This window comes from Flavobacterium gelatinilyticum, from assembly GCF_027111295.1.
GTDB classification, from domain to species: Bacteria; Bacteroidota; Bacteroidia; order Flavobacteriales; family Flavobacteriaceae; genus Flavobacterium; species Flavobacterium gelatinilyticum.
Map to the genome: position 1 here is coordinate 671814 of NZ_CP114287.1, position 21998 is coordinate 693811.

At 42.5% G+C, this 21998-nt stretch carries 5 protein-coding genes; 1 reads left to right on the plus strand and 4 read right to left on the minus strand.

Translation table 11 applies throughout. The features are described 5' to 3' along the window. Positions 1 to 10: 10 nt before the first annotated feature. Positions 11 to 11812, minus strand: a complete 11802-nt coding sequence (locus OZP11_RS02885; RefSeq protein ID WP_281233722.1) for an Ig-like domain-containing protein — start codon at positions 11810 to 11812, stop codon at positions 11 to 13. Positions 11813 to 13317: 1505 nt separating this feature from the next. Further along, the gene (locus OZP11_RS02890; protein WP_113678646.1) at positions 13318 to 14811 is read right to left on the minus strand and encodes a DUF1254 domain-containing protein; all 1494 of its coding nucleotides are present in this window, start codon (positions 14809 to 14811) and stop codon (positions 13318 to 13320) included. 1927 nt (positions 14812 to 16738) lie between these two features. Between OZP11_RS02890 and OZP11_RS02895 the strand changes: the two genes are divergently transcribed. Next, complete coding sequence (locus OZP11_RS02895; protein WP_229350971.1) at positions 16739 to 17164, plus strand: response regulator; 426 nt, start codon at positions 16739 to 16741, stop codon at positions 17162 to 17164. Positions 17165 to 17264: 100 nt separating this feature from the next. Here the strand turns inward: OZP11_RS02895 and OZP11_RS02900 are convergent, their stop codons facing one another. Together OZP11_RS02900 and OZP11_RS02905 are read right to left on the minus strand one after the other, a co-directional pair. Further along, positions 17265 to 17645: a response regulator gene (locus OZP11_RS02900; protein WP_281233723.1), complete on the minus strand. Its 381-nt coding sequence runs from the start codon at positions 17643 to 17645 to the stop codon at positions 17265 to 17267. 87 nt (positions 17646 to 17732) lie between these two features. Further along, entirely contained in the window at positions 17733 to 21752 is a 4020-nt protein-coding gene (locus tag OZP11_RS02905; RefSeq protein ID WP_281233724.1) for a PAS domain-containing protein, read from the minus strand. Between the last annotated feature and the right edge of the window lie 246 nt (positions 21753 to 21998).

Sequence of the window (21998 nt, forward strand, 5' to 3'; positions counted from 1 at the left end):
TGTATGGAATTTAATTTTTTATATACAAATAACCCGATTTCTCCTGCGTCCTATTTGACCTTTCATTCTGATATTTCAAGGTATAGAAATAGGTTCCATCCGGCAGGCGGTCACCTCTTGAGATTGTTGTCCTTCCGTCTGAATATCCCTGGAATATGTTTCTGTTTGACCCATAACCCGAGGTCTCGAAGACTTTTACTCCCCAGCGGTTATAAATCTCAACACTATTACTTGGATAGCACTCCAATCCCTGTATATGGAATTCGTCATTAATTCCGTCTCCATTTGGAGAGACAGCATTAAACACTTCTATGACACAGTTAACAACATCAACCACTGTTGGATTATCACCTAAAAAATTTTCATCGTCAGAAAGGGCATTTACTTTTGCTCCCGAAGGCGACGTCCCTTCTGCCAAGGCCTGATTAGTGACTGATCCTGCATCGATATCAGCGCGTGTAATTACATACACGGCGCTGAAATTTGTTGCATTAATCTCTTGCGGCGCTAAAGTGATCGGGCTGCCGGACAGCACTATTGCAGGCAGATTATCCGTTATCAATACATTTGTCAAGGTCGTATTCCCCGTGTTTTTAACCTCAAAATTATACCTGATTGTCTCTCCTTCTTCGGCAAATCCGTTGCTGTTCTCATCTATTACAACAGCTTTTTTTATTACCGCAATGCCTGATTCTGCGGTCAATGGGGTGATGCTGCAGGTTGGACAGAGGGGATCTACCGGACATGCGGTACATGGCAGCGGATCGGTTGATATTGCAGAAACATCATTTCCTTTAGGATCTTTTCCTATTGCTTTCGCAAGGTTGTAGACTACTGATCTATCAAGATCAGCCTGCGTTACCATATGAACGGCTGTAAATGTCACGGTATCTGCCGCACCTGGGGCTAATGAAGACAAAGGTCCTCCTGCTACAGCGGCATTATCATCAAGTACGATAATATTGTTCAATATTGTGCTTCCAATATTTATCACTGTAAAAGAATATTCTATTCTGTCGCCGATATCAATTTTTCCGTCACCGTTCCCATCCACATAGGTTCCGTGTTTGGCAAGTGAAATGCCAGCGATATTGTCTGTCGGCAAATCGGTCGAACAGCCTGCAGGATTGGTACATGAAGGATCTGGATTCCCAGGATTATTAGGATCCTCCGGTTTAGAAGGCACCTCCGCCCCCCCATTTGCTGATGCTGTGGCAAGGTTTGCAATTGTTGTTATACCTTTAAGATCTGACGCTGTCTTAACTTTGAAGCTGAAGCTCTGGATCATGTCAACTCCCAAATTGGTAGCCGTAAAAATGACTATTCCGTCTGTAAGTGTCCCCCCGCTTACATAAGTTGTATTTGCTGGTACAGCATCTCTAATTGTTACAGCGTCGATTTTGGCACTTCCTGTATTTTTAACGGTAAGCCTATAGGTTAACTCTTCATTGGCCTGCGCTTTGCCGTCTCCATCTGCATCAAGTACTGTTTTCACTAAGGTAAATACAGCAGGACAATTATCTACATTCAATGTAATTAAATTGCTTTGCTTTGAAGTGCATATTCCATTACTTACCAAAGCACTGTAAGTTCCCGCATCAGAAGCTGATGCCTCTGCTATCACATAAGAGGAACTTACAGCTCCAGTGATTGCTGTGCCATCTTTATACCACTGAAAAATTCCTGTGCCTGCTGCGCTGATTGTTGCACTGTTGCCTGCACATATTGACGCTTGTCCTGCTAAGCTGATAATTGGATCTTTTGGTAATGCGTTTATGGTTACAACTACAGCCTTGACTGCTGAACATCCCTCTGCTGTTGTTCCCTTTATATAGTAAATGCCGCTGCTGGTTACTGCATTTGCGTTGGCAAGAACTGTTGCAGCTGCAGCATCCGTGAAATAACTAAAGGCCAGCCCTGCTGTACTACCAGTGGTTACAGCTGGCAAGGTCAGGTCAACCGAGGTGCCAGAACATACTGCTGCAGGGCTGGTGATTGCTAAAACCGGTGCTGGATTGATATTTACCTGCACTGGCTTGGTATCCCAACATCCATCTGCTGTTGTTCCCTTAATATAGTAAGTGCCAGCCGCTGTGATGGCATTGGCATTGGCCAGAGGCTGTGTACCTGCCGCATCGCTGAAATAGGAATACGTCAGATCTGCTGTGCTTCCAGAGGTTACTGCAGGCAGAGTCAGGTTCACCGAGGTGCCAGAACATACTGCTGCAGGGTTGGTGACCGCTACAACCGGTGCTGGGTCGATGGTTACCTGTACTGGCTTGGTATCTGAACATCCCGCTGCAGTTGTTCCTTTTATGTAATATGTGCCCCCTGTTGCTACTGCATCTGCATTGGCAAGAGCAATAGTGCCCGCCGCATCCGTAAAATAAGCAAAACTCAGGTTTGCCGTGCTTCCAGCGGTTACTGCCGCCGCGGTAAGATCTACTGTCGTACCTGAGCATACTGCCGCCGGGCTGGTAATCACTACTGCGGGTGTTGGGGTTACAATAACAGAGCTTGTCGCATTATCAGAAAAAGTATTAACTCCATTGCTCACGGTAGCCTGCAGGCTGACAACATAAGTGCCTGCCGCCGCATAACTATGTGTAGGGGCCAGATCAGTGCTTGCCGTGGTTCCATCACCGAAATCCCAAATCAGGCCTGTCAAGGAATAGCCTGCTGCTATAGTAGAGGCGCTGGTAAATTCAAACGCATTTCCTACAAGGCACTCATTGGCAGGATACACCGAAATGTCAGCCGCCACATTCGGATTTTTGGTTATCGAAATGGCCTCACTTGCGGCTGCCGTACAGCCATAGCCGTTAGTGACTGTCAGGGCTACTGTATAGCTGCCCGCAACATCATACTGGTGCGTTGGAATAGCTGCTGAAGAAGTGCCTCCATCGCCGAAATCCCAGCTATAGCTCAAACCTGCTACCGCAGAGATTGGGGTAAAGACATACTGGTCATTTGCGTTATTGATCGCATCATAGGTAAATGACGCATCCGGCTGGGGATTGACAACGACGTTTACCGAGCTGATTGAAGAACATCCTGTGGCAGGGTCAGTCCCCTGAATATAATAAGTATCACTTGCTGCGATGGCATCAGCATTGGCCAAAGGCTGGGTACCTGCCGCATCGCTGAAATAGGAATATACCAGATTTGCTGTGCTTCCAGAGGTTATTGCCGGCAAGGTCAGGTCAACCGAGGTGCCAGAACATACTGCTGCAGGGGTGGTGATCGATACAATCGGTGCTGGATTGATGGTTACCTGCACTGGTTTAGCATCTGAACATCCCTCTGCTGTTGTTCCCTTTATATAGTAAGTGCCAGCCGCTGTGATGGCATTGGCATTGGCCAGAGGCTGGGTACCTGCCGCATCGCTGAAATAAGAATATACCAGATTTGCTGTGCTTCCAGAAGTTATTGCCGGCAAGGTCAGGTCAACCGAGGTGCCAGAACATACTGCTGCAGGGCTGGTGATTGCTAAAACCGGTGCTGGATTGATATTTACCTGCACTGGTTTGGTATCCGAACATCCATCTGCTGTTGTTCCCTTAATATAGTAAGTGCCAGCCGCTGTGATGGCATTGGCATTGGCCAGAGGCTGGGTACCTGCCGCATCGCTGAAATAGGAATACGTCAGATCTGCTGTGCTTCCAGAGGTTACTGCAGGCAGAGTCAGGTTCACCGAGGTGCCAGAACATACTGCTGCAGGGTTGGTGACCGCTACAACCGGTGCTGGGTAGATGGTTACCTGCACTGGCTTGGTATCTGAACATCCCGCTGCAGTTGTTCCTTTTATGTAATATGTGCCCCCTGTTGTTACTGCATCTGCATTGGCAAGAGCAATAGTGCCCGCCGCATCCGTAAAATAAGCAAAACTCAGGTTTGCCGTGCTTCCAGCGGTTACTGCCGCCGCGGTAAGATCTACTGTCGTACCTGAGCATACTGCCGCCGGGCTGGTAATCACTACTGCGGGTGTTGGGGTTACAATAACAGAGCTTGTCGCATTATCAGAAAAAGTATTGACTCCATTGCTCACGGTAGCCTGCAGGCTGACAACATAAGTGCCTGCCGCCGCATAACTATGTGTAGGGGCCAGATCAGTGCTTGCCGTGGTTCCATCACCGAAATCCCAAATCAGGCCTGTCAAGGAATAGCCTGCTGCTATAGTAGAGGCGCTGGTAAATTCAAACGCATTTCCTACAAGGCACTCATTGGCAGGATATACCGAAATGTCAGCCGCCACATTCGGATTTTTGGTTATCGAAATGGCCTCACTTGCGGCTGCCGTACAGCCATAGCCGTTAGTGACTGTCAGAGCTACTGTATAGCTGCCCGCAACATCATACTGGTGCGTTGGAATAGCTGCTGAAGAAGTGCCTCCATCGCCGAAATCCCAGCTATAGCTCAAACCTGCTACCGCAGAGATTGGGGTAAAGACATACTGGTCATTTGCGTTATTGATCGCATCATAGGTAAATGACGCATCCGGCTGGGGATTGACAACGACGTTTACCGAGCTGATTGAAGAACATCCTGTGGCAGGGTCAGTCCCCTGAATATAATAAGTATCACTTGCTGTGATGGCATCAGCATTGGCCAAAGGCTGGGTACCTGCCGCATCGCTGAAATAGGAATATACCAGATTTGCTGTGCTTCCAGAGGTTATTGCCGGCAAGGTCAGGTCAACCGAGGTGCCAGAACATACTGCTGCAGGGCTGGTGATCGATACAATCGGTGCTGGATTGATGGTTACCTGAACTGGTTTGGCATCTGAACATCCCTCTGCTGTTGTTCCCTTTATATAGTAAGTGCCAGCCGCTGTGATGGCATTGGCATTGGCCAGAGGCTGGGTACCTGCCGCATCGCTGAAATAGGAATACGTCAGATCTGCTGTGCTTCCAGAGGTTACTGCAGGCAGAGTCAGGTTCACCGAGGTGCCAGAACATACTGCTGCAGGGTTGGTGACCGCTACAACAGGTGCTGGGTTAACCGTCACCGCTACGTTCTGGATTACAGAACATCCCTCTGGAGTGGTTCCTTTTATGTAATAGGTGCCTCCTGCGGTTACTGAAGACGGATTGGACAGCAAGGTGGTGGCTGCCGAATCGGTAAAATAAGCGAAGGCCAGCCCGGATGTGCTTCCCGCTGTTACGGACGCGGCGGTAAGGTCAACCGATGTCCCTGAACATACTGCTGGCGGGTTGGTAACAGCTACTGTAGGTATTGGATTGACGGTTATATGCACCGGACTGATCGCATAACAGCCCTCTGGTGTAGTTCCTTTGATATAATAAGTACCCCCTGTTGTGACTGAAGCTGGATTAGAAAGTAAAATACTGCCTGCAGCATCAATGAAATAAGTAAAGATCAGATTTGATGCACTTCCCGTTGTAACTGTCGGTTCTGTCAAGTCAACTGAAATACCTGAACATACTGCTGGCGGATTAGTAATGTTTACAGCTGGTATAGGATTAATAGTTACCACTACATATTGCATTGCTGAACATCCTTCTAGTGTTGTCCCTTTTATATAATAAGTGCCGCCTTCTGCTACTGCCTCGGGGTTGGCAAGGACTGTTGCAGCTTCAGCGTCTGTAAAATAAGTGAAAGTCATATTTGCGGTGCTTCCAGCAGTTATTGAGGGCGCGGTCAAATCTACTGTTGTTCCTGAACATACTGCTGATGGATCGGATGTTACCACTATAGGAGTCGGATAAACCGTTACCGTTACAGGCTGGATTGATGAGCATCCTTCTGGTGTTGTTCCTTTTATGTAATAAATGCCGCTTGTCGTTACTCCTTCTGCACTGTCAAGTACTACAGTGCCTGCGGCATCTGTAAAATATGTAAAGTTCAGATTAGGTGTGCTTCCTGCAGTTACTTCTGCCGCAGTAATATTTACGATAGTGCCCTCGCATACTGGTGCAGGATCAGTCACACTTACAACCGGTATTGGGTTAATAGTTACCTGAACAGGACTGATTGCAGAACATCCCTCTGGTGTTGTTCCTTTTATGTAATAGGTGCCGCCAGCTGTTACTGCATCTGCATTAGCAAAAGCTGCAGTGCCGGCTGCATCTGTAAAATAAGCAAACGTCAGGTTCGATGTGCTTCCTGCCGTTACTGCCGCTGCAGTCAAGTCCACCGAAACACCTGAACATACTGCTGGCGGTGGCGTTGTTGTTACTGTGGGAGTCGGATCAATTGTTACAGTGACAGGCTCTATTGCTGAGCATCCTTCTGATGTCGTCGCTTTTATATAATAAATGCCGCTTGCCATTACTGCATCTGCATCGTCAAGGACTATTGTGCCTGCGGAATCTGTAAAATAAGTAAAGGTCAGATTGGCTGTGCTTCCAGCTGTGACGGACAGAGCCGTCAAATCAACTGTGCCCGAACAAACCGCTGGCGGGTTGTCAATCACTAAAGACGGCGCTGGGTTGATCGTTACCAGTACCGGAGTAATCGCAGAGCATCCTCCCGGCGTTGTTCCCCGAATATAATAAGTGCCGCTTGATGTCACAGCGTTTGCATTGGCTAAAGGCTGCGTGGCAGCCGCATCACTGAAATAAGCAAACGACAGCCCCGCTGTGCTGCCTGCTGTTATATCCGGCGCTGTCAGATCAACTGCTGTACCCGCACAGGCTGCCGATGGGCTGTTGACAACTACAAACGGTGTTGGAGTTACGGTTACCTTCACGGGACTTATCGACGAACATCCCTCAGGCGTTGTTCCCTTAATGTAATAAATGCCGCTTGTTGTTATGGCATCTGCCCCATCCAAAGTTTGCGTCCCATCCTGATCAATAAAATAGCTATATGCCAAATTAGCGGTACTGCCAGAAGTTACTGCTGCTGCTGTAATATCTACTGTAGTGCCCTCGCATACTGCTGGCGGATTGTTAACTGTTACAACAGGCAGCGGATTGATAGTTACCTGCACCGGACTTATCGCAAAACATCCCTCGGGAGTTGTTCCCTGAATATAATAAGTACCTCCTGCTGTTACTGCATCTGGATTGGCGAGGGCCACCGTTCCTGTGGCATCTGTAAAATAAGCAAAGGTAAGATTTGATGTGCTTCCCGAGGTTATTGCCGGTGCTGTCAAATCAATAGGAGAGCCTGAACATACTGCCGCCGGATTGGTAATGGTTACTGCAGGTGTTGCGATTACTAGAACAGAACTCGTGGCATTATCGGTAAAAGTATTTACGCCATTACTGACCGTAGCCTGGAGATTTACAACATAAGTACCTGCTGCCGCATAATTATGAATTGGATTCAATGCAGTACTTACTGGTGCGCCATCGCCAAAATCCCAAATGAGACCTGTTAGCGAATAGCCCGATGCTATGATAGAGGCACTTGTAAATTCAAACGCATTTCCAATAAGGCACTCATTGGCAGGAAACACCGAAATGTCTGCTGTCACATTCGGATTTTTGCTTATGGAAATAGTTTGAGCTGTGACGTCAGTGCAGCCATTGAGATTGGCAGCGGTAAGCGTTATAGTATAGGTGCCCAGTAAATCATACTGATGTGTTGGAACAGCTGCAGAAGAAGTTCCTCCGTCTCCGAAATCCCAGCTATAAGTAACATCTGCGGCGGTAGAGATTGGTGTAAAGGTATACTCGTCATTTATGTTATTGATTGCATCATAGGTAAATGAAGCATCAGGCTGCAGGTTGACTTCTACAGCTACTGGGCTGATTGAAGAACAGCCCGTCGCAGGATCAGTTCCCCTGATATAATAAGTACCGCCTGCTGTGATTGCAGTTGCATCAGCCAAAGGCTGCGTCCCTGCTGCATCGCTAAAATAGGAATAAGTTAAACTTGGTGTGCTTCCTGAAGTCACAGCTGCTGATGTAAGGTCTACGGCTCCTGGTGAGCACACTGGTGCCGGATTGGTAATTGCAACAGTTGGCAACGGGTTTATAGTTATTGTTGCTGCAGCGCTAGACGGACACGGTGCAAATGAATATGAGGCAACAACATTTACAGTATATGTACCTGGAGTACTTGCCGCCAAATCAATCTCACCGCTATTGGGATTTATAACCAGACCGGCTGTTGAGGTGAATGTGAATGCATGTGATGCGCCGAGAAGATTGGATCCTGTCAGCCTGTGGCGGCGCAATACGGGATCTGGAGGGGCTGACCATGTGACTATCAGATCTGGCAATACTGTTCCAGATCCGCAGAAGGGACCGCCAGGATATGTCAGACTTGTATCTGCCGGCGCCAAGTTGCTTACTGCCACCGCTTTTATGGCTGAATCGCATCCTGTAACAGTATCTGTTCCTTTTATATAATACGTGCCTGGAATTGTGACTGCAGCGGGATTGGCCAATGCGATAGCACCTGCGGTATCTGTAAAATAGGTAAAAGTCAAATTTGCCGAGCTGCCAGCGGTTACCGCAGGCAAAGTGAGATCCACAGCAGTTCCTGCGCAGACGGGATCAGGGTCAGTGATTGCTAATACTGGAATGGGATTAACAGATACAGTCACAGCCTTGATTGCGGAACATCCTGCCGCATTTGTTCCTTTTATGTAATAGGTTCCGCCAGCTGTAACTGCACCAGGCGCACCAAGTGCAATTGTCCCTGCAGCATCTGTGAAATAAGCAAACGTCAGGTTTGGAGTACTTCCAGCAGTTACTGCCGGAGCAGTCAAATCAACTGAAGTCCCCGAACATACTGCCGCAGGAGCATTGGTAACTAATGTGGGAGTCGGGTTAATTGTTACAGCCACACCCTGTATTGCCGAACACCCAGCTGCAGTTGTTCCTTTAATGTAATAAGTTCCGCTTGCCGTCACTGCGCTTGGCGAAGCGAGAACTGCTGTAGCAGCCGCATCTGTAAAGTAAGTAAACGTTAGATTTGCAGTGCTTCCAGCAGTTACTGATGGTGCAGTAAGGTTAACTGATGTACCTGAACACACTGCTGGCGGAGCCGCTGTTACCACTGTAGGGCTCGGATTAAATGAAACTGCTACAGCCTTAATTGCCGAACATCCAGATGCAGTTGTTCCTTTTATATAATAAGTCCCCCCTGCTGTTACTGCACTTGGCGTATCAAGAACTGATGTTCCTGCTGCATCAGTAAAATAAGTATAGGTAAGGCCTGCTGTACTTCCAGCGGTTACTGACGATGCAGTCAGGTCGACTGGTGTGCCTGCACATACTTTAGGCGGGGCCGCTGTGACCACTGTTGGAACCGGATTGACCGTTACCGTTACAGGCTGGATTGCGGAACATCCTGCTGCAGTCGCAGCTTTAATGTAATAAGTGCCACTGGCAGCAACTGCATCAGCATTGGCAAGAGCGGCTGTGCCGGCTGCATCAGTAAAATAAGTAAATGCAACACCTGCTGTGCTCCCTGCCGTTACAGCTGCATCTTTAAGATTTACTGTACCAGGCGAGCACACTGTAGCAGGATTGTTAATAACAATTGTTGGCAGGGGATTTAAAGTTATCACTAAGCCGGCGGTGTTGGTAGTATTGCAAGGCGCTCCAACAGTCACTGCACAAGTATAATTATTTACTCCTGCACTAAGATCAGTGTAGCTGACAGCCGGACTTTTTAAATTTTGATTTCCTGAATTGATACCTGGACCAGTCCATAAATAGGAAGTTGCACCAGATATATCAACATCTAATTGAATGGTGCCTGAATTTAATTTGCATAATGTTGGATTGTTCAAACCATTTGCAGAGGCTGTCGGTGCACTTGCCACACCAATTTGTGCTGACTGTGTTACAACATTTCCGCATCCATCCTGTACTTTGAAATAATAAGTTCCTTTGCTTAGTGCTGTAAACTGATTTGAGCTTTGAAAAACCCCATATGTTGTCCCTCCGTCTCTACTTAAAGCATACGACAATGCATTATTGGGAGCTGGTGAAATACTGGTGGCAGTAATTGTAAGTATTCCGTCAGCTGCGCCGTCACTGCAGACAAAACCTCCAGTACTGCTTCTGTCTACCTTGACAGTATTGCTTGCGTCATAGGTAACCGTTTCAGTCAGTACATTGGTATTGCCTCCCTTAATGCGCAGTCCGAAAACGTAGGTGCCGTAATTCAAGCCATTAAACGGGAGTGATGCCGTTGTACTGGCTAAATCTCTTACCTGCCCCACATTTGAAGGCCCTGAAACGATAATGACCTGATAAGCACTGGCTACATCGAAATTACCTTTCATTGTATAATTAAAACCTCCGCAGACCGGTGTCATTGTGCCGGCTGAAAGGGTTGCAACATACCCCTGTACAACTGCATTCATGGATTTCGTACCGCAGGGGCCTGTTATGCTAAGCGTATAATTCCCTTTTGGCCAATATCCAGCTGGATCTGTCGGATTTACTCTTGGAAGTGTAGCATTGCCTGTCGAATTTAATGTCACGCTGCCGGTTGTTCCTAAGGGCACCAAAGGATTGCTGGATGCTGTTACAGTATAAGTCAGTACATCCCCTATTTGATAGGGAGTATTGGAAAGGATCAGCAAGCCATATCCCAGCACATTCAAATTAGGCTGTACAGCTGACAAAAATTGTGAAGGTGTAAATGAAGGCTCAGCGGGAATAATTATTTGAGATGAGGGATTACCTAAAAAATTTCCAGTTGTATTTCCCGCTGCATCAATATAGGTAAAATTATAAGTGGCTCCTGCAGTAAAACCGCTTAAGGTCGCAGGAATACTTGACAATGTCTGTGTAATTACATCGGAAGGATCGGCAGTATTGGTAAAAACCATATCCATCGGAAGGCAGGTCAGCAAATTGGCTCTAACGCTCAGTAAGCCAGTTCCTCCACAATTAGATGTAGTTATGGTTCCTCCATTATATACGTGCCTGATTGGAAATTCTTTTGTGTTGCCGCACTGATCCATCAGTACTACCCTCATATTATTAATGTCTGCGTATATGTCTTCACGGGTAGCTGCGAGCGGCATTTTAAAACTTATAGTCTGCGGTGAAATACCATCCGCTCCTACGGTAGCATTTCCGTCTGTACCAATTCCATATAACTGGCCCTGAAACTTTATTTTCCAGCTAAACAATGCTGCATCAGCAGCAGAGATAACAGTACTGTTCGAAATATATTGAAAACCAGCTTCCACCATTATGATTATCGGTGATGAACAGGCAGAAGTCTGGTGTTTAGGATACGCATAGCCTATTCCTAGTTTAAAATCGTTTACAGTTACGGTAGGATTGGTGACAGCTGTTGATCCAGTGACAGTTTGTCCGCAGGCATCTGTAGCACTTACAATGTAACTGCCTGCAGGCTGTGCATTAAAAGCAAAATTAGAAGCGCTTACGGCACCGCTATCCTGAATTATTGAACCAGGAGAAGACTGCAGTGCTATCTTGTAGGTTATCGGTAATTTACCGCCTGTAACCGTAGTTGTTAAAACTGCAGATCCTCCAGAACAGCTGGCAACTTTAGTTGGCGTCGCAATGCTCATCGGCGTATAACCGTCTGAAACTGCTATATTTGCGCTGGTAAAAATTGTTCCTGTACTTGTATTGCGCCCTTTAAGCGTGTAAGTCCCGGTGGAAAGAGCCTCAAAAAGAGGGTTAGTCGTAAATTGAGCAGGATCATTTGGAATTGGTGCAATCACAACATTATTTTTAAGCAATTGATACTGGGGAGAAGTCCATCCTGCATTGTTGCTGGCCGTGATAGTACCTCCGCCCAGACAGCCGGTTGTACCTGGAGTACCCGATACGGTTTGTGCAGAGGAAAAAATACTTAGAAAAAAAATTAAAATTAGAGTTAATGTAAATTTCGATTTCATAACTATTTTTATATTAAATTATAAACTTTACCACTCAAGCAATCAGGATATCCTTTAAGCAGATATTGGGCAGGCTTGATCACTCCTTGCTAGCTATTATCAACTAACTGCGAAGAAAAATCTACCAAAATATCATTGAAGACTTAAAAACAATCATCTATTTCAAAAGCAGACTGCTTATCTAACCTGATTCAAATTTTTAGCTGATCAGCAATATCTTACCTTCCAATACTCTAAATTTTGCGACAAACTTTATATTTATCACTGTTTAATTTTATTATTTGGAATCTGGCTTGGGCAATGAAAATTTAACTAGACATTTTCCTTGGCAGTTATTCATTATATGGCATTAAAATAAGTACCACAACTGCAAAAAAAATAAAGCCTTAGATCATGTAAAGCACATATTAATAGTACGGGCAAATAAAAAGTGCGAATAGGAATAAATTCAGATGGCGGAAAGAAGATAGAATATGATGTAAGACGACGCAATCAATTTTCTAAATGACAGTGCTGCAATTTTTTGAATTAAAGAACGTTGCAGTACATCTGCGCAATATCTTGCATTATCATATATAGTTAAGGCTACAATTAAAGTAAGTAAGCAATTATTATATTTTTTTTATACAATAACGTTATTTCTTACAAAAGTAAACAAGTAGATAAAAAAAAAACTGTTGCAACAACAATTTCATGTTGCAAATTATAAAATGAAACAATATTTAACATAACTGCTTAGCAATAAAAAAACTAATGCTTTAAGCTTTAAAGCATTTAAGACTCTAGTAGTTTTCTTACAAAAAATCATAGCAAGGTGTTTAAAAAATAATATTGAGGCATAAAGCGAGATTAGTATTCATTTTTTAATGATTTTTAAAATTTCATTTTCAAATGCAACAAAATCAATTAAAATGACACTTTTAGGTTCTGTCGTATCTATCAAAATCAAATCTAAGAATTTAGGGGATATAAAAGTTAACCCGCCAGCATACAGAATGATTTAAATATAGAGATCCCGGTCTAATCATCTGATTCTTCCGAAGCATATGCACAACTTCAATTCCGTTTAGAGTTCTTTTTGCAGATTAAAAACTTTTAAAACCTAATTCGTTTTTTATCAGCTATTTGACAAAACGATAGTCCTGTTCGATAATAGAGCCAAATAAAGACAATTCTGGCTTAATGGCAATAATCTTCTCGAATCCTACATAATATTTGTAGAATTGTATATTAGTTTACTGCCATAAACCAATTTAGTTTCTATAATTTTTACATCAATCCTAACAGAACATCCAAACCAAATTTATAAAGCCAATGAAAGACAGGCACTACATGTAGTAAGCTAATTTCTTTAAATCATCCAGAAATGATGTTGTAATTTGTCCTGTCGAGGTCACAACGCCAAATGGCGCCAATTGAAGACAATTGGCGCCATTTTTTATTTATTTTTACTATATAATCAACTTAAAATAATTTTTTCCTTTACTTTCTCTTTTTGACTGAAATTAAATTTTTACTACAGACGGAGGCGTCCATTGATTTTTAATAACGGACTGCTTTGGGCCGTAGCATCTGAAATATAAACAGAAATCATCTGCAGGGCTTGGCAGCCAATTGGCTTTTTTGTCCCCTTCAGGCTCCGCATGCTGCACATACAATGTAAGGGAACCATCGACATTGTACTTTAAATCCCGGTTTTTGGTTCCAACCGAATAGCGTTTTATGACATTGGGATAGAAAAAGTGATGCTCGTCATAAAGTGTAAGAGACCAGAAGCCGTCTACAGGCGGAAGGTTACCTTTTGCAAATGTCAGGGTATACTGTTTAGAACCATTCAGTCGAGATCCTTTTGAATCGAGATCCTGATAAAAATACTTTGTTTCTTTACCTGCATTCACCAGTATATTGGATTTTGCTATGGCTGTACGGGTGAAATAATCCGTTCCAAAAGCAGCACAGTTATCGGCAGTGGTCCAGTTCCCTGGAAGAGGTATTCCCCAGTTGCGAAATTGCAGTAATGGATCAACCAGTTCTTTGTCCGCTTTATGGGCTTCATCAATCATCGCTTTTTTCAATGCAGGATCTTTCTTTGCTGCTTCGATCACCGACAGTACCTGTGCGTAACGAGCTTCCTCGCCGGGCAATGGAGGAGCATCTTTCAATACAATAGGAAGCTGATCGAAAAAGGTATCTGGAAAGACCCATTTCGTTTCTTCAGATCCGCCATCTTTTGTCGGCGAACCTAAGGATGGAAGCCTACTCCAGTCCTGCTGTTTCATTTTTCCGTCAAATTTATCCAGAGCATAGACATCAATAGAATTAATTATGGCCTGGACTGCATTTTTATCTGAGGGCGTATCATCCTGAAAAACTCTAGGTACAATAAAGGCTGTGCCTGTTTTGCTGTAAAATACTTTAGTGATTCCTTTAGGCACCTCTCCTTTCCAGTTAGGCCCCGCCAGCATGTAAAACCCTGGTTTTGTACCATACATCTTCCCAAGCTGGGCAAAAGCATCTGTGCGAAGATCCACCACCTGATATACCCAGAAACGCTTGCCAAAATCCGGAACCTGTATCACGACGGGAGTCTCATCAAGAGCGGCAATAGCAGCTCCGTAAACCACATCCTGATTTGGACAGGCAACCCAGCGCTGTTCAGGCTTAATATAATCATGCAACATTGCCAAAGAATTTAATGGCGCAAATGGCAGTACGCCATTCATAAGACCTACTTTTGGTGACTGCTTGAACGCAAGACGTCTGTTGTAAATGTTTTCCATTGGCCAAGCCCAGAAATAGGCATCTCTTGCGACCTGTCTTGCATAAGATTCTGTAATCTTTACATTTACATCGGGGCCATTCGGTACTGAATCCGAAAATTTGCCTGAAACATCAGCATCAGTTTCTGCAGAAGATAATGTTCCATTTTTATCACTTTTATTCTGATTGCACGCTGTCATTGCAAGAAGTACAATGATTAAAATCAATTTGTTTTTCATCTTTTAAAATTTAAAAAATAACTATAGCTTATTTAATTTTTTCTACGTCATTTAGTTTCCACCTCTGATCATACAGCTTTGGAGTTGGGCCTTAAAAGCGGGCTAAAATTTTAAATTTCCCTTTAGGGTCCGTTGGAATTCAATTTGATTCGCCGGATTCAGGTGCAGTTGATTTTAGCAAAAGCATCAACCGCTAGTTGAAAATGTACTGCCAGCATGCACCAAATGGCAGATTCTATTCCTCGTTGATACAAAATCTGTTCCTGAATATTATCGTGCTTAAAATCTGGAATTGCCGAAACCTTACATAATCTACTAAAAAATAAACAATTTCAAATTATTATACAGTTTAAAGCTACAATATTTTTTTTAAAATACATTAACTTTTATGCACAAGTATAAAAATCAACAACATTAACTAGAGCTTCTCGTCCAAGTATCGTTTTTGCTTATGTCAAGTCATGGCAATTTTTGCTCTGGACTTGGTACTATCATGCCACAAAATGTTAATGAGAATATTAAATAAGTTCAGCAAACCATTCAACTACACATATGTACACAAAATATCGGGAAGACTTATCAAACCATAAAAAAATGAAAAAGATTTATTTAAATACAAGATTGTAATTTATAGAGCCATAGAAAGACAATTTTACCTTAACTTAAAACATTCTTTCAAAATCCTCGATAATAGTTGTAGAATTGTATAGTATTTTATAGAAATAAATCAATTTTTAACCTCAATCGAACGACATTTAATGAGTTAATTAAATATTTTTTATCTTCCAGAAAATAGGCAAATTAAATGTCCAATTCAATTACTTTCTGATTGGATTAAAGCAATATGAAAACACTAGTATCCTTACCAAATTTTAATTTGAATAATCTACGAATTATTATATAATTTTACTAAAAACTGGCTCACTTTCTTCAGGAAGTAATAAATTTTATTGTCAAAAATTTTTTCTAAACCTTTATATCTTAATAAATATAAATATATAGATGTTTTAACATTTTTTAACTTTTAACCCTTACAATACATACAAACCGCTTCCAAATAAAAAATCAAAATAATTATCTTACAAATTCACTTGAAAGTAAGCCAATTTCTTTAAATCATTCATAAAATGGTTTGTAAATTGTTCAGTAAGGGTCACAAAGCCAAATGGCGCCAATTGAAGATAATTGGCGCCATTTTTTTATTTACATTGGTAGATAAACTAACTTTGAATCATTTTTTTGTTTTATTTTCTTTTTTTTAGAATCACGTTAAAACAAAAAAACAGCTGCTATAGATTTTTTATAAAAAAAATTAGATGTTTTTTTAAATTTTTCCTTCGATTACTTAACAGGATTCGAACACCCAGAATGGAGAAATTATGACTTTTTAATGTCCTTATTTTTTTCTCTAAAAAAATAGACTATTTGCTAAAACACAACAATTGGCTTCCAATACGCAGTTCTTCAAAGAGAAAACAGGGCTATCCGGCAGCTGTAGCCCCGATAGCAGTGGAAATCCTTTTGTGCCGGAGTTCGGCGCAAAAGATTGCAACGCATAGCGGGAATAGCTCCTGAAAAATAATATTATAAAATTTACACGGGGCTGGGCACAAAGGACTGCTTCGCCAGTTCACTGACGCTCGGGTGGAATGCATAGCGGGAACAACTCCTTCATAGAACCAAAGAAAGACAACTCTGCATTAAAGCAAAACAATGTTTTTAAATCCTTTCTAATATTTGTCGAATTGTATTATAGAGACCTAAATTTTTATCAGCCAATATTGGCATGAAATAAATCTAAGAATTGATTTTTCATAAATTCAATTGTTAATTACTGCTTAACTAAGGCAAAAATTGGGTTATTCCCATTATAAGTTTCTTTCAAATCTAAAAAAATAAATGCGGAAAAAATATGTAACTTTGCCTTATGAGAAGAAACGGCGAAATAATTATAATTGAGGATGATGAAGATGACAGAAATTTTCTTAAAGACATATTTGAGAGTCTGGGGTATCCGAACAAAGTAGTTTTTATCGAAGATCCTACTCTGGCTATTCCCTATTTATCTTCTCCAGATATAAATCCTTTTCTCATTCTTTCTGATATCAATATGCCGAAAATTGACGGTTTTCAATTACGAAGCCAGATTCTAGCTAATGATGATATAAGTGAAAAATGCGTGCCGTACATTTTTCTTTCCACTTCGAAAAATCCTGAAAACGTAACAAAAGCCTACGCTTATAATGTACAGGGCTATTTTAGCAAAGAAGAAAATTTTCCGGCTTACAGGTTAATGATACAAAATATAATGGAATACTGGAAGACAAGCCTGACCCCTGTAACGGTTTGCTGATAATTACTGCTGTTTTATCTTAATATTGCCGGCTTGCTGATTTATAAAAATTTTTACTGCAATAAAGTCATTTTTTTCTTGAAAACCCGGCAGCATTAAACTATAATATTAATTCCTTAAGCATTCTGACCAGTTCATTATAACTGCTGGGTTTGCTCATATACCGGATAATCTCTCTCTTTTCCAGAAGATCGAAAACAAATTCTTCAGAAGGAGTTGAAATTAATATTACCGGAATGCTTCTCAATTTCTCTTTACTTTTCATCTGCTGCAGGAAGTCTTTGCCATTCATTAACGGCATATTGTAATCTAAAAATATCAGGTCGGGAAGATTTTCTAAAGTTTCCAGTTCCTGCAATGCCTTTACAGGATTATCAATGTGGCGCATTATTATTTTTTCATTGACAAAACCGACAGCCTCCATAAATATTTCAGCGTCATCGGGATCATCATCAACCAGAAGTATATTTTTATATAACATAAGTGTTTTTTCTTTAACCTTTCGGTTCGGCAGAGAGCAGCTCTTTATAATATACGCATTATTGCTGCAACAGGTTTGCATAATGCTTTAAGATGCAGGAAGAAAAATATGAAATGTGGTTCCCTTTCCATATTCTGATTCTGCATACATTAACCCATGATGATTGTTGACAATTCTCCTGCACAGCGCCAGTCCGATGCCGCTGCCGGGAAAAATATTCTGTTCGTGCAGCCGTTTGAAGATTTCAAAAATCTGCTTCTCATAGCCTTTTTCAAATCCAATTCCGTTATCACTGAACAAAATGTGATGATACTCTCCTTCAACAAGGGGAGAATCTGTAAACTGGGCCGCATAATCATGCGGTACCAGAACAGCGCTTATTGTAATTTTCGGCGCAATATCATCTCTGGTAAATTTCAGCGAATTGCCGACCAGATTATAAAAAAGCTGATTCATCTGAAGACCGACAGCTTTTACAACCGGCAGCTTTCCAGCTTCAATTGAAGCATTTTTTTCCTCAACAGCCAGCTCAAAGTCAATCCAGATATTTTTGATAACTTCATTCAGATCAATCGCCTGCTGGCTCTTTTGAGGCTGTATCAGTCTTGAGAAAGCAAGAAGATCAGTAATGAGCTGGCTCATCCTGGCTGCAGAAAAAGTTATTTTTTCAATCATTATCTTAGGATCTTTACCAGGGTGATTCTCCTGAAGCAGGCCTGCAAAAATCTGAATTTTCCGAAGCGGTTCCTGAAGATCATGGCTTGCCACATATGCAAACTGCGCCAGCTCCTGATTGGAATGCTTAAGGGCATCATTGGACTGTTCTAAATCAGCATTGGAAGACTGCAACTCTTTCAGCACTGCCGCAAGTTCTTTTGTCCTGAGCTCCACTTCACTTTCAAGGGCAAGCTGAAGTTCCCTGTGGATCGTAATATCCTGAGCAGTCCCCTGAATCACCGACGGCTTCCCATCCAGATCAAAATAAGTCTGTCCCACTGCATGAATAACCTTTTCCTGTCCCGTAATGCCGTGTATAATTCTGTATTCAGCCTCATATCTGCCTTCTGAACCTGGTTTCTGGGCTGCAAAAAATGCCTCAGTCACCCGGTCATAGTCTGAAGGTTTTATCAGTGCGCGTATTTCCGATGACGGCATTTGGGCTGCCTTTAATCCGAACATGGAAGCGTGACGCTCTGATACTGTGGTAATTCCCGAAGATATGTCCAGTGACCATGTTCCGAGCTGCGCCACTTCTACTGCAGAGCGGAGAGCAGACTCTGCCTGTTCCGCTTTTTTTATTGAAACAATTTCATCTGTGACATCCGAACCGACATAAAGCACAGCATAAACTTCTCCCCTCTCATCGTTTAGAGGAGTCAGGCTGATATTATGATAACGGATTTCTCTTTCTTCGGTATTAATTCCAGGCATGCCGCCGGCATAAAAACTTTTTCCTGAGCGAAATACCTCCTGTGCCGATTTTAGGAAATTCTCCGAATTGCTGGATTTCAGCACTGCCTTAAGAGGCTGTCCTATTATAGAACTTCCCTTATTAATGACAGCCATAAAACGATCATTAGGATTTTCAATGACTAAATCCCTGCCCGCAAATACGCTTATCGCAACAGGGGCAGCATCTAAAACAGTGCGAAGCTTGGATTCGCTTTCCTTAAGGGCTATTTCTGTCAGTTTACTCTGCGTAACATCCGTTGCATGAACAATTACTCCTATTACCTCCCCATCATTATTTTTATGTGGCGTATATACAATGCTCAGCCATCTGGTGATTCCCATGCGTGAGGGCGCAAACATTTCATATTTCTCCTGATCTCCGCCGTAAGCAATTTCAAGATGGGGAAGTGTTTTTGCGTACGCAGCTTCTCCCAGAAATTCTCTTACGCTTTTTCCTATGGCTTCACTCGCGTCTACAGAAAACCAATCCATAAAAACCCTGTTATAACTCTGGTAGCGCTGTTCCTTATCTAGATAGAAAATCATGGCCGGGACTGTATCGCGCAGTAACTGCAGGTGGGCTTCACTTTCCTGCATTGCTTTTTGCGCGATGACCTGCGCCGTCACATCAATGGCAATATCTAAAATAGCATAAATTTCTCCTGATTTGTTTCGCAGCGGTGTATAGGAAATATTGTAATAGTTATTATTCAGCACTCCATTCTGCATTATTTTCACCAGTGAAGCAGGAGAAATAAAAGGAATTCCGGTTGTAAAGACATCATCAAGAATTTTAAGGTAAGCCTGGCCCTCAGAAATAAGTTCAGGCATGGCTTCTCTTAACGGCAGTCCTAAAATATCAGGGCCTTTGCCCACTATATCTATAAATGTCTGGTTAGGATATTCTATAATCAGGTCGCGGCCGGTAAACAGGCCAATGCCTGCCGGTGCCGCCGCAATGAGGTTTTTTAGTTTTGTTTCACTTTCTTCCACTTCTCTGCGGCTCAATACCTGTCTGGTTACATCAGTTGCAACTACCAGTATAACAGCTGGTTTACCTGCAGCATTCCGATTAATCTGATAGGTCAGATCCACATAAATATGCTCCAGCTTTTCATTTCTAAGCAATTCAACCTCCACTTCCTTAGCAATAAAAGCATTACCGGTACGGATTACTTCCCTCAGCAGATCATCAAAACCCTGCCCCTTGAGCTCCGGAAGTGCCTCAAGAAGGGGTTTGCCGATAATATCTTCAGCTTTGCGGCCTACCAGTTCGCCGTAAAAAGTATTGGCGCTTATAAAAACCAGATCATCTCCTATTCCTATCGTGGCAATACCGACGGGAGACTGCTCAAACATAACAGCGAGCTCGTTGTGGCTCTCTGAAGCCTGCTGCTGTGCTTTCACTGCAGGTGTTACATCCGAATACATAGCAAGAACGGCATAAACGGCGCCGGTCTTATCAAAAAGAGGTGTCAGGGAATAATCGAAATACTGTTCTTTTTCTGATTTTACATTTTTTATTCTGGCTGCTGTAGCTTTGTATTCTTTTCCAGTCAGATAAACTTCATTGAGCCTGTCATATAAATCATAATCTCTTATGTCAGAAAAAACATCTTTTAATTTTCTGCCGATAATATCATTTTCTTTTCCCCAATACTGCAGGACTGCCTGATTGGCCAGTTCAATGTAAAACTCTCTTCCCCTGAATAATGCAGTGCCCACAGGTGCTTTTTCAATAAGTGTCCGAAAACGAAATTCTCCTTCTTCCAGCTGCTCCTCTTTTTCTTTTTCAAGTGTTATATCCACTGCGATGGCAGTGATATATTTACTGCCTGCTGCATCGCTTACAACAGAGACGCTATTGTTTACCCATAGTATTGAACCGTCACGTTTTACATAGCGTTTGGTAATCATAAAATCTTTTCCGTCCCTGATGCAGGCCTCAAGAAGTATCATATTGCGCTGCAGGTCATCAGGATGTGTCAGATCTCCAAGATTCATCTGTACTATTTCCTCCCGGCTGTAGCCAAGCATCTCGCAGTATCGGTCATTAACTTCCGTCACTCGTCCTTCTATATTGGCCTGTGCAATTCCGGCCTGAGACTGTTTAAGTACATTGTTAAGCTGTGTTCTTACAGAACCTGATTCTATTACATTGGGAATAACAGCTGAATTTTCTATGCAGGTGCCAAAGACTCCTTCCCTATTCCCGCTCTGGCCGAAAACTGCGCTGCATGCGACAGTAAGATAAATTTCCTGCAGGCTGTTATTTCTGCTTACAGCAGTTATAATATTAGACTCTAATCTAATTGCTTTTTGATTTATAACCTGTTCAATGATATCTGATATTGTTTCCCATCCAAAAGGCATTGCATCTTTAAAGCGGGTTTCAAAAGTCGATGTTTTTATGCCGTTATCAGAAAAGAAAGCGCTGAAAGAATCATTGTAGAAAAAGAACCTTTCTTTTCCCCATATCAGAAACATCGGAACTCCTGAACCGAGCATAATTGCCAGTGATGTCTCCAGCTGCGGCGGCCATTTCTCCGGCGCACCTAAAGAAGTTTCAGACCAGTTAAACTCACTGATAAGAGAACCTAATTCTCCAATATTACTTAAAAACGGATGTTGAGATCCCCTGCTGTCCAACTGCACTCTTTGTAGTATTTGATTTCAAATGGAAAGGTAGCGTAATTTTAACAAATCACCAATTAATTTGATTGTCCATTATTTGAACCGGACTGCATCAATTTATTACAATACTAGTGACTAATTTAATCTGCTGGCCTCCTAAAAACATCTCGAAACGTATTTCCAGTTTCAGAGAAATTATGAATTGTAAATCTTGATATTGATTGTTTTCCTACTGAGGTAAAAAATTGGTTCATAGCTCTAAATCCA

Coding starts and splice junctions, on each gene's coding strand:
- OZP11_RS02890 (WP_113678646.1), bottom strand. CDS start 14,811: ATGAAAAACAAATTGATTTTAATCATTGTACTTCTTGCAATGACAGCG.
- OZP11_RS02900 (WP_281233723.1), bottom strand. CDS start 17,645: ATGTTATATAAAAATATACTTCTGGTTGATGATGATCCCGATGACGCT.
- OZP11_RS02895 (WP_229350971.1), top strand. CDS start 16,739: ATGAGAAGAAACGGCGAAATAATTATAATTGAGGATGATGAAGATGAC.
- OZP11_RS02885 (WP_281233722.1), bottom strand. CDS start 11,812: ATGAAATCGAAATTTACATTAACTCTAATTTTAATTTTTTTTCTAAGT.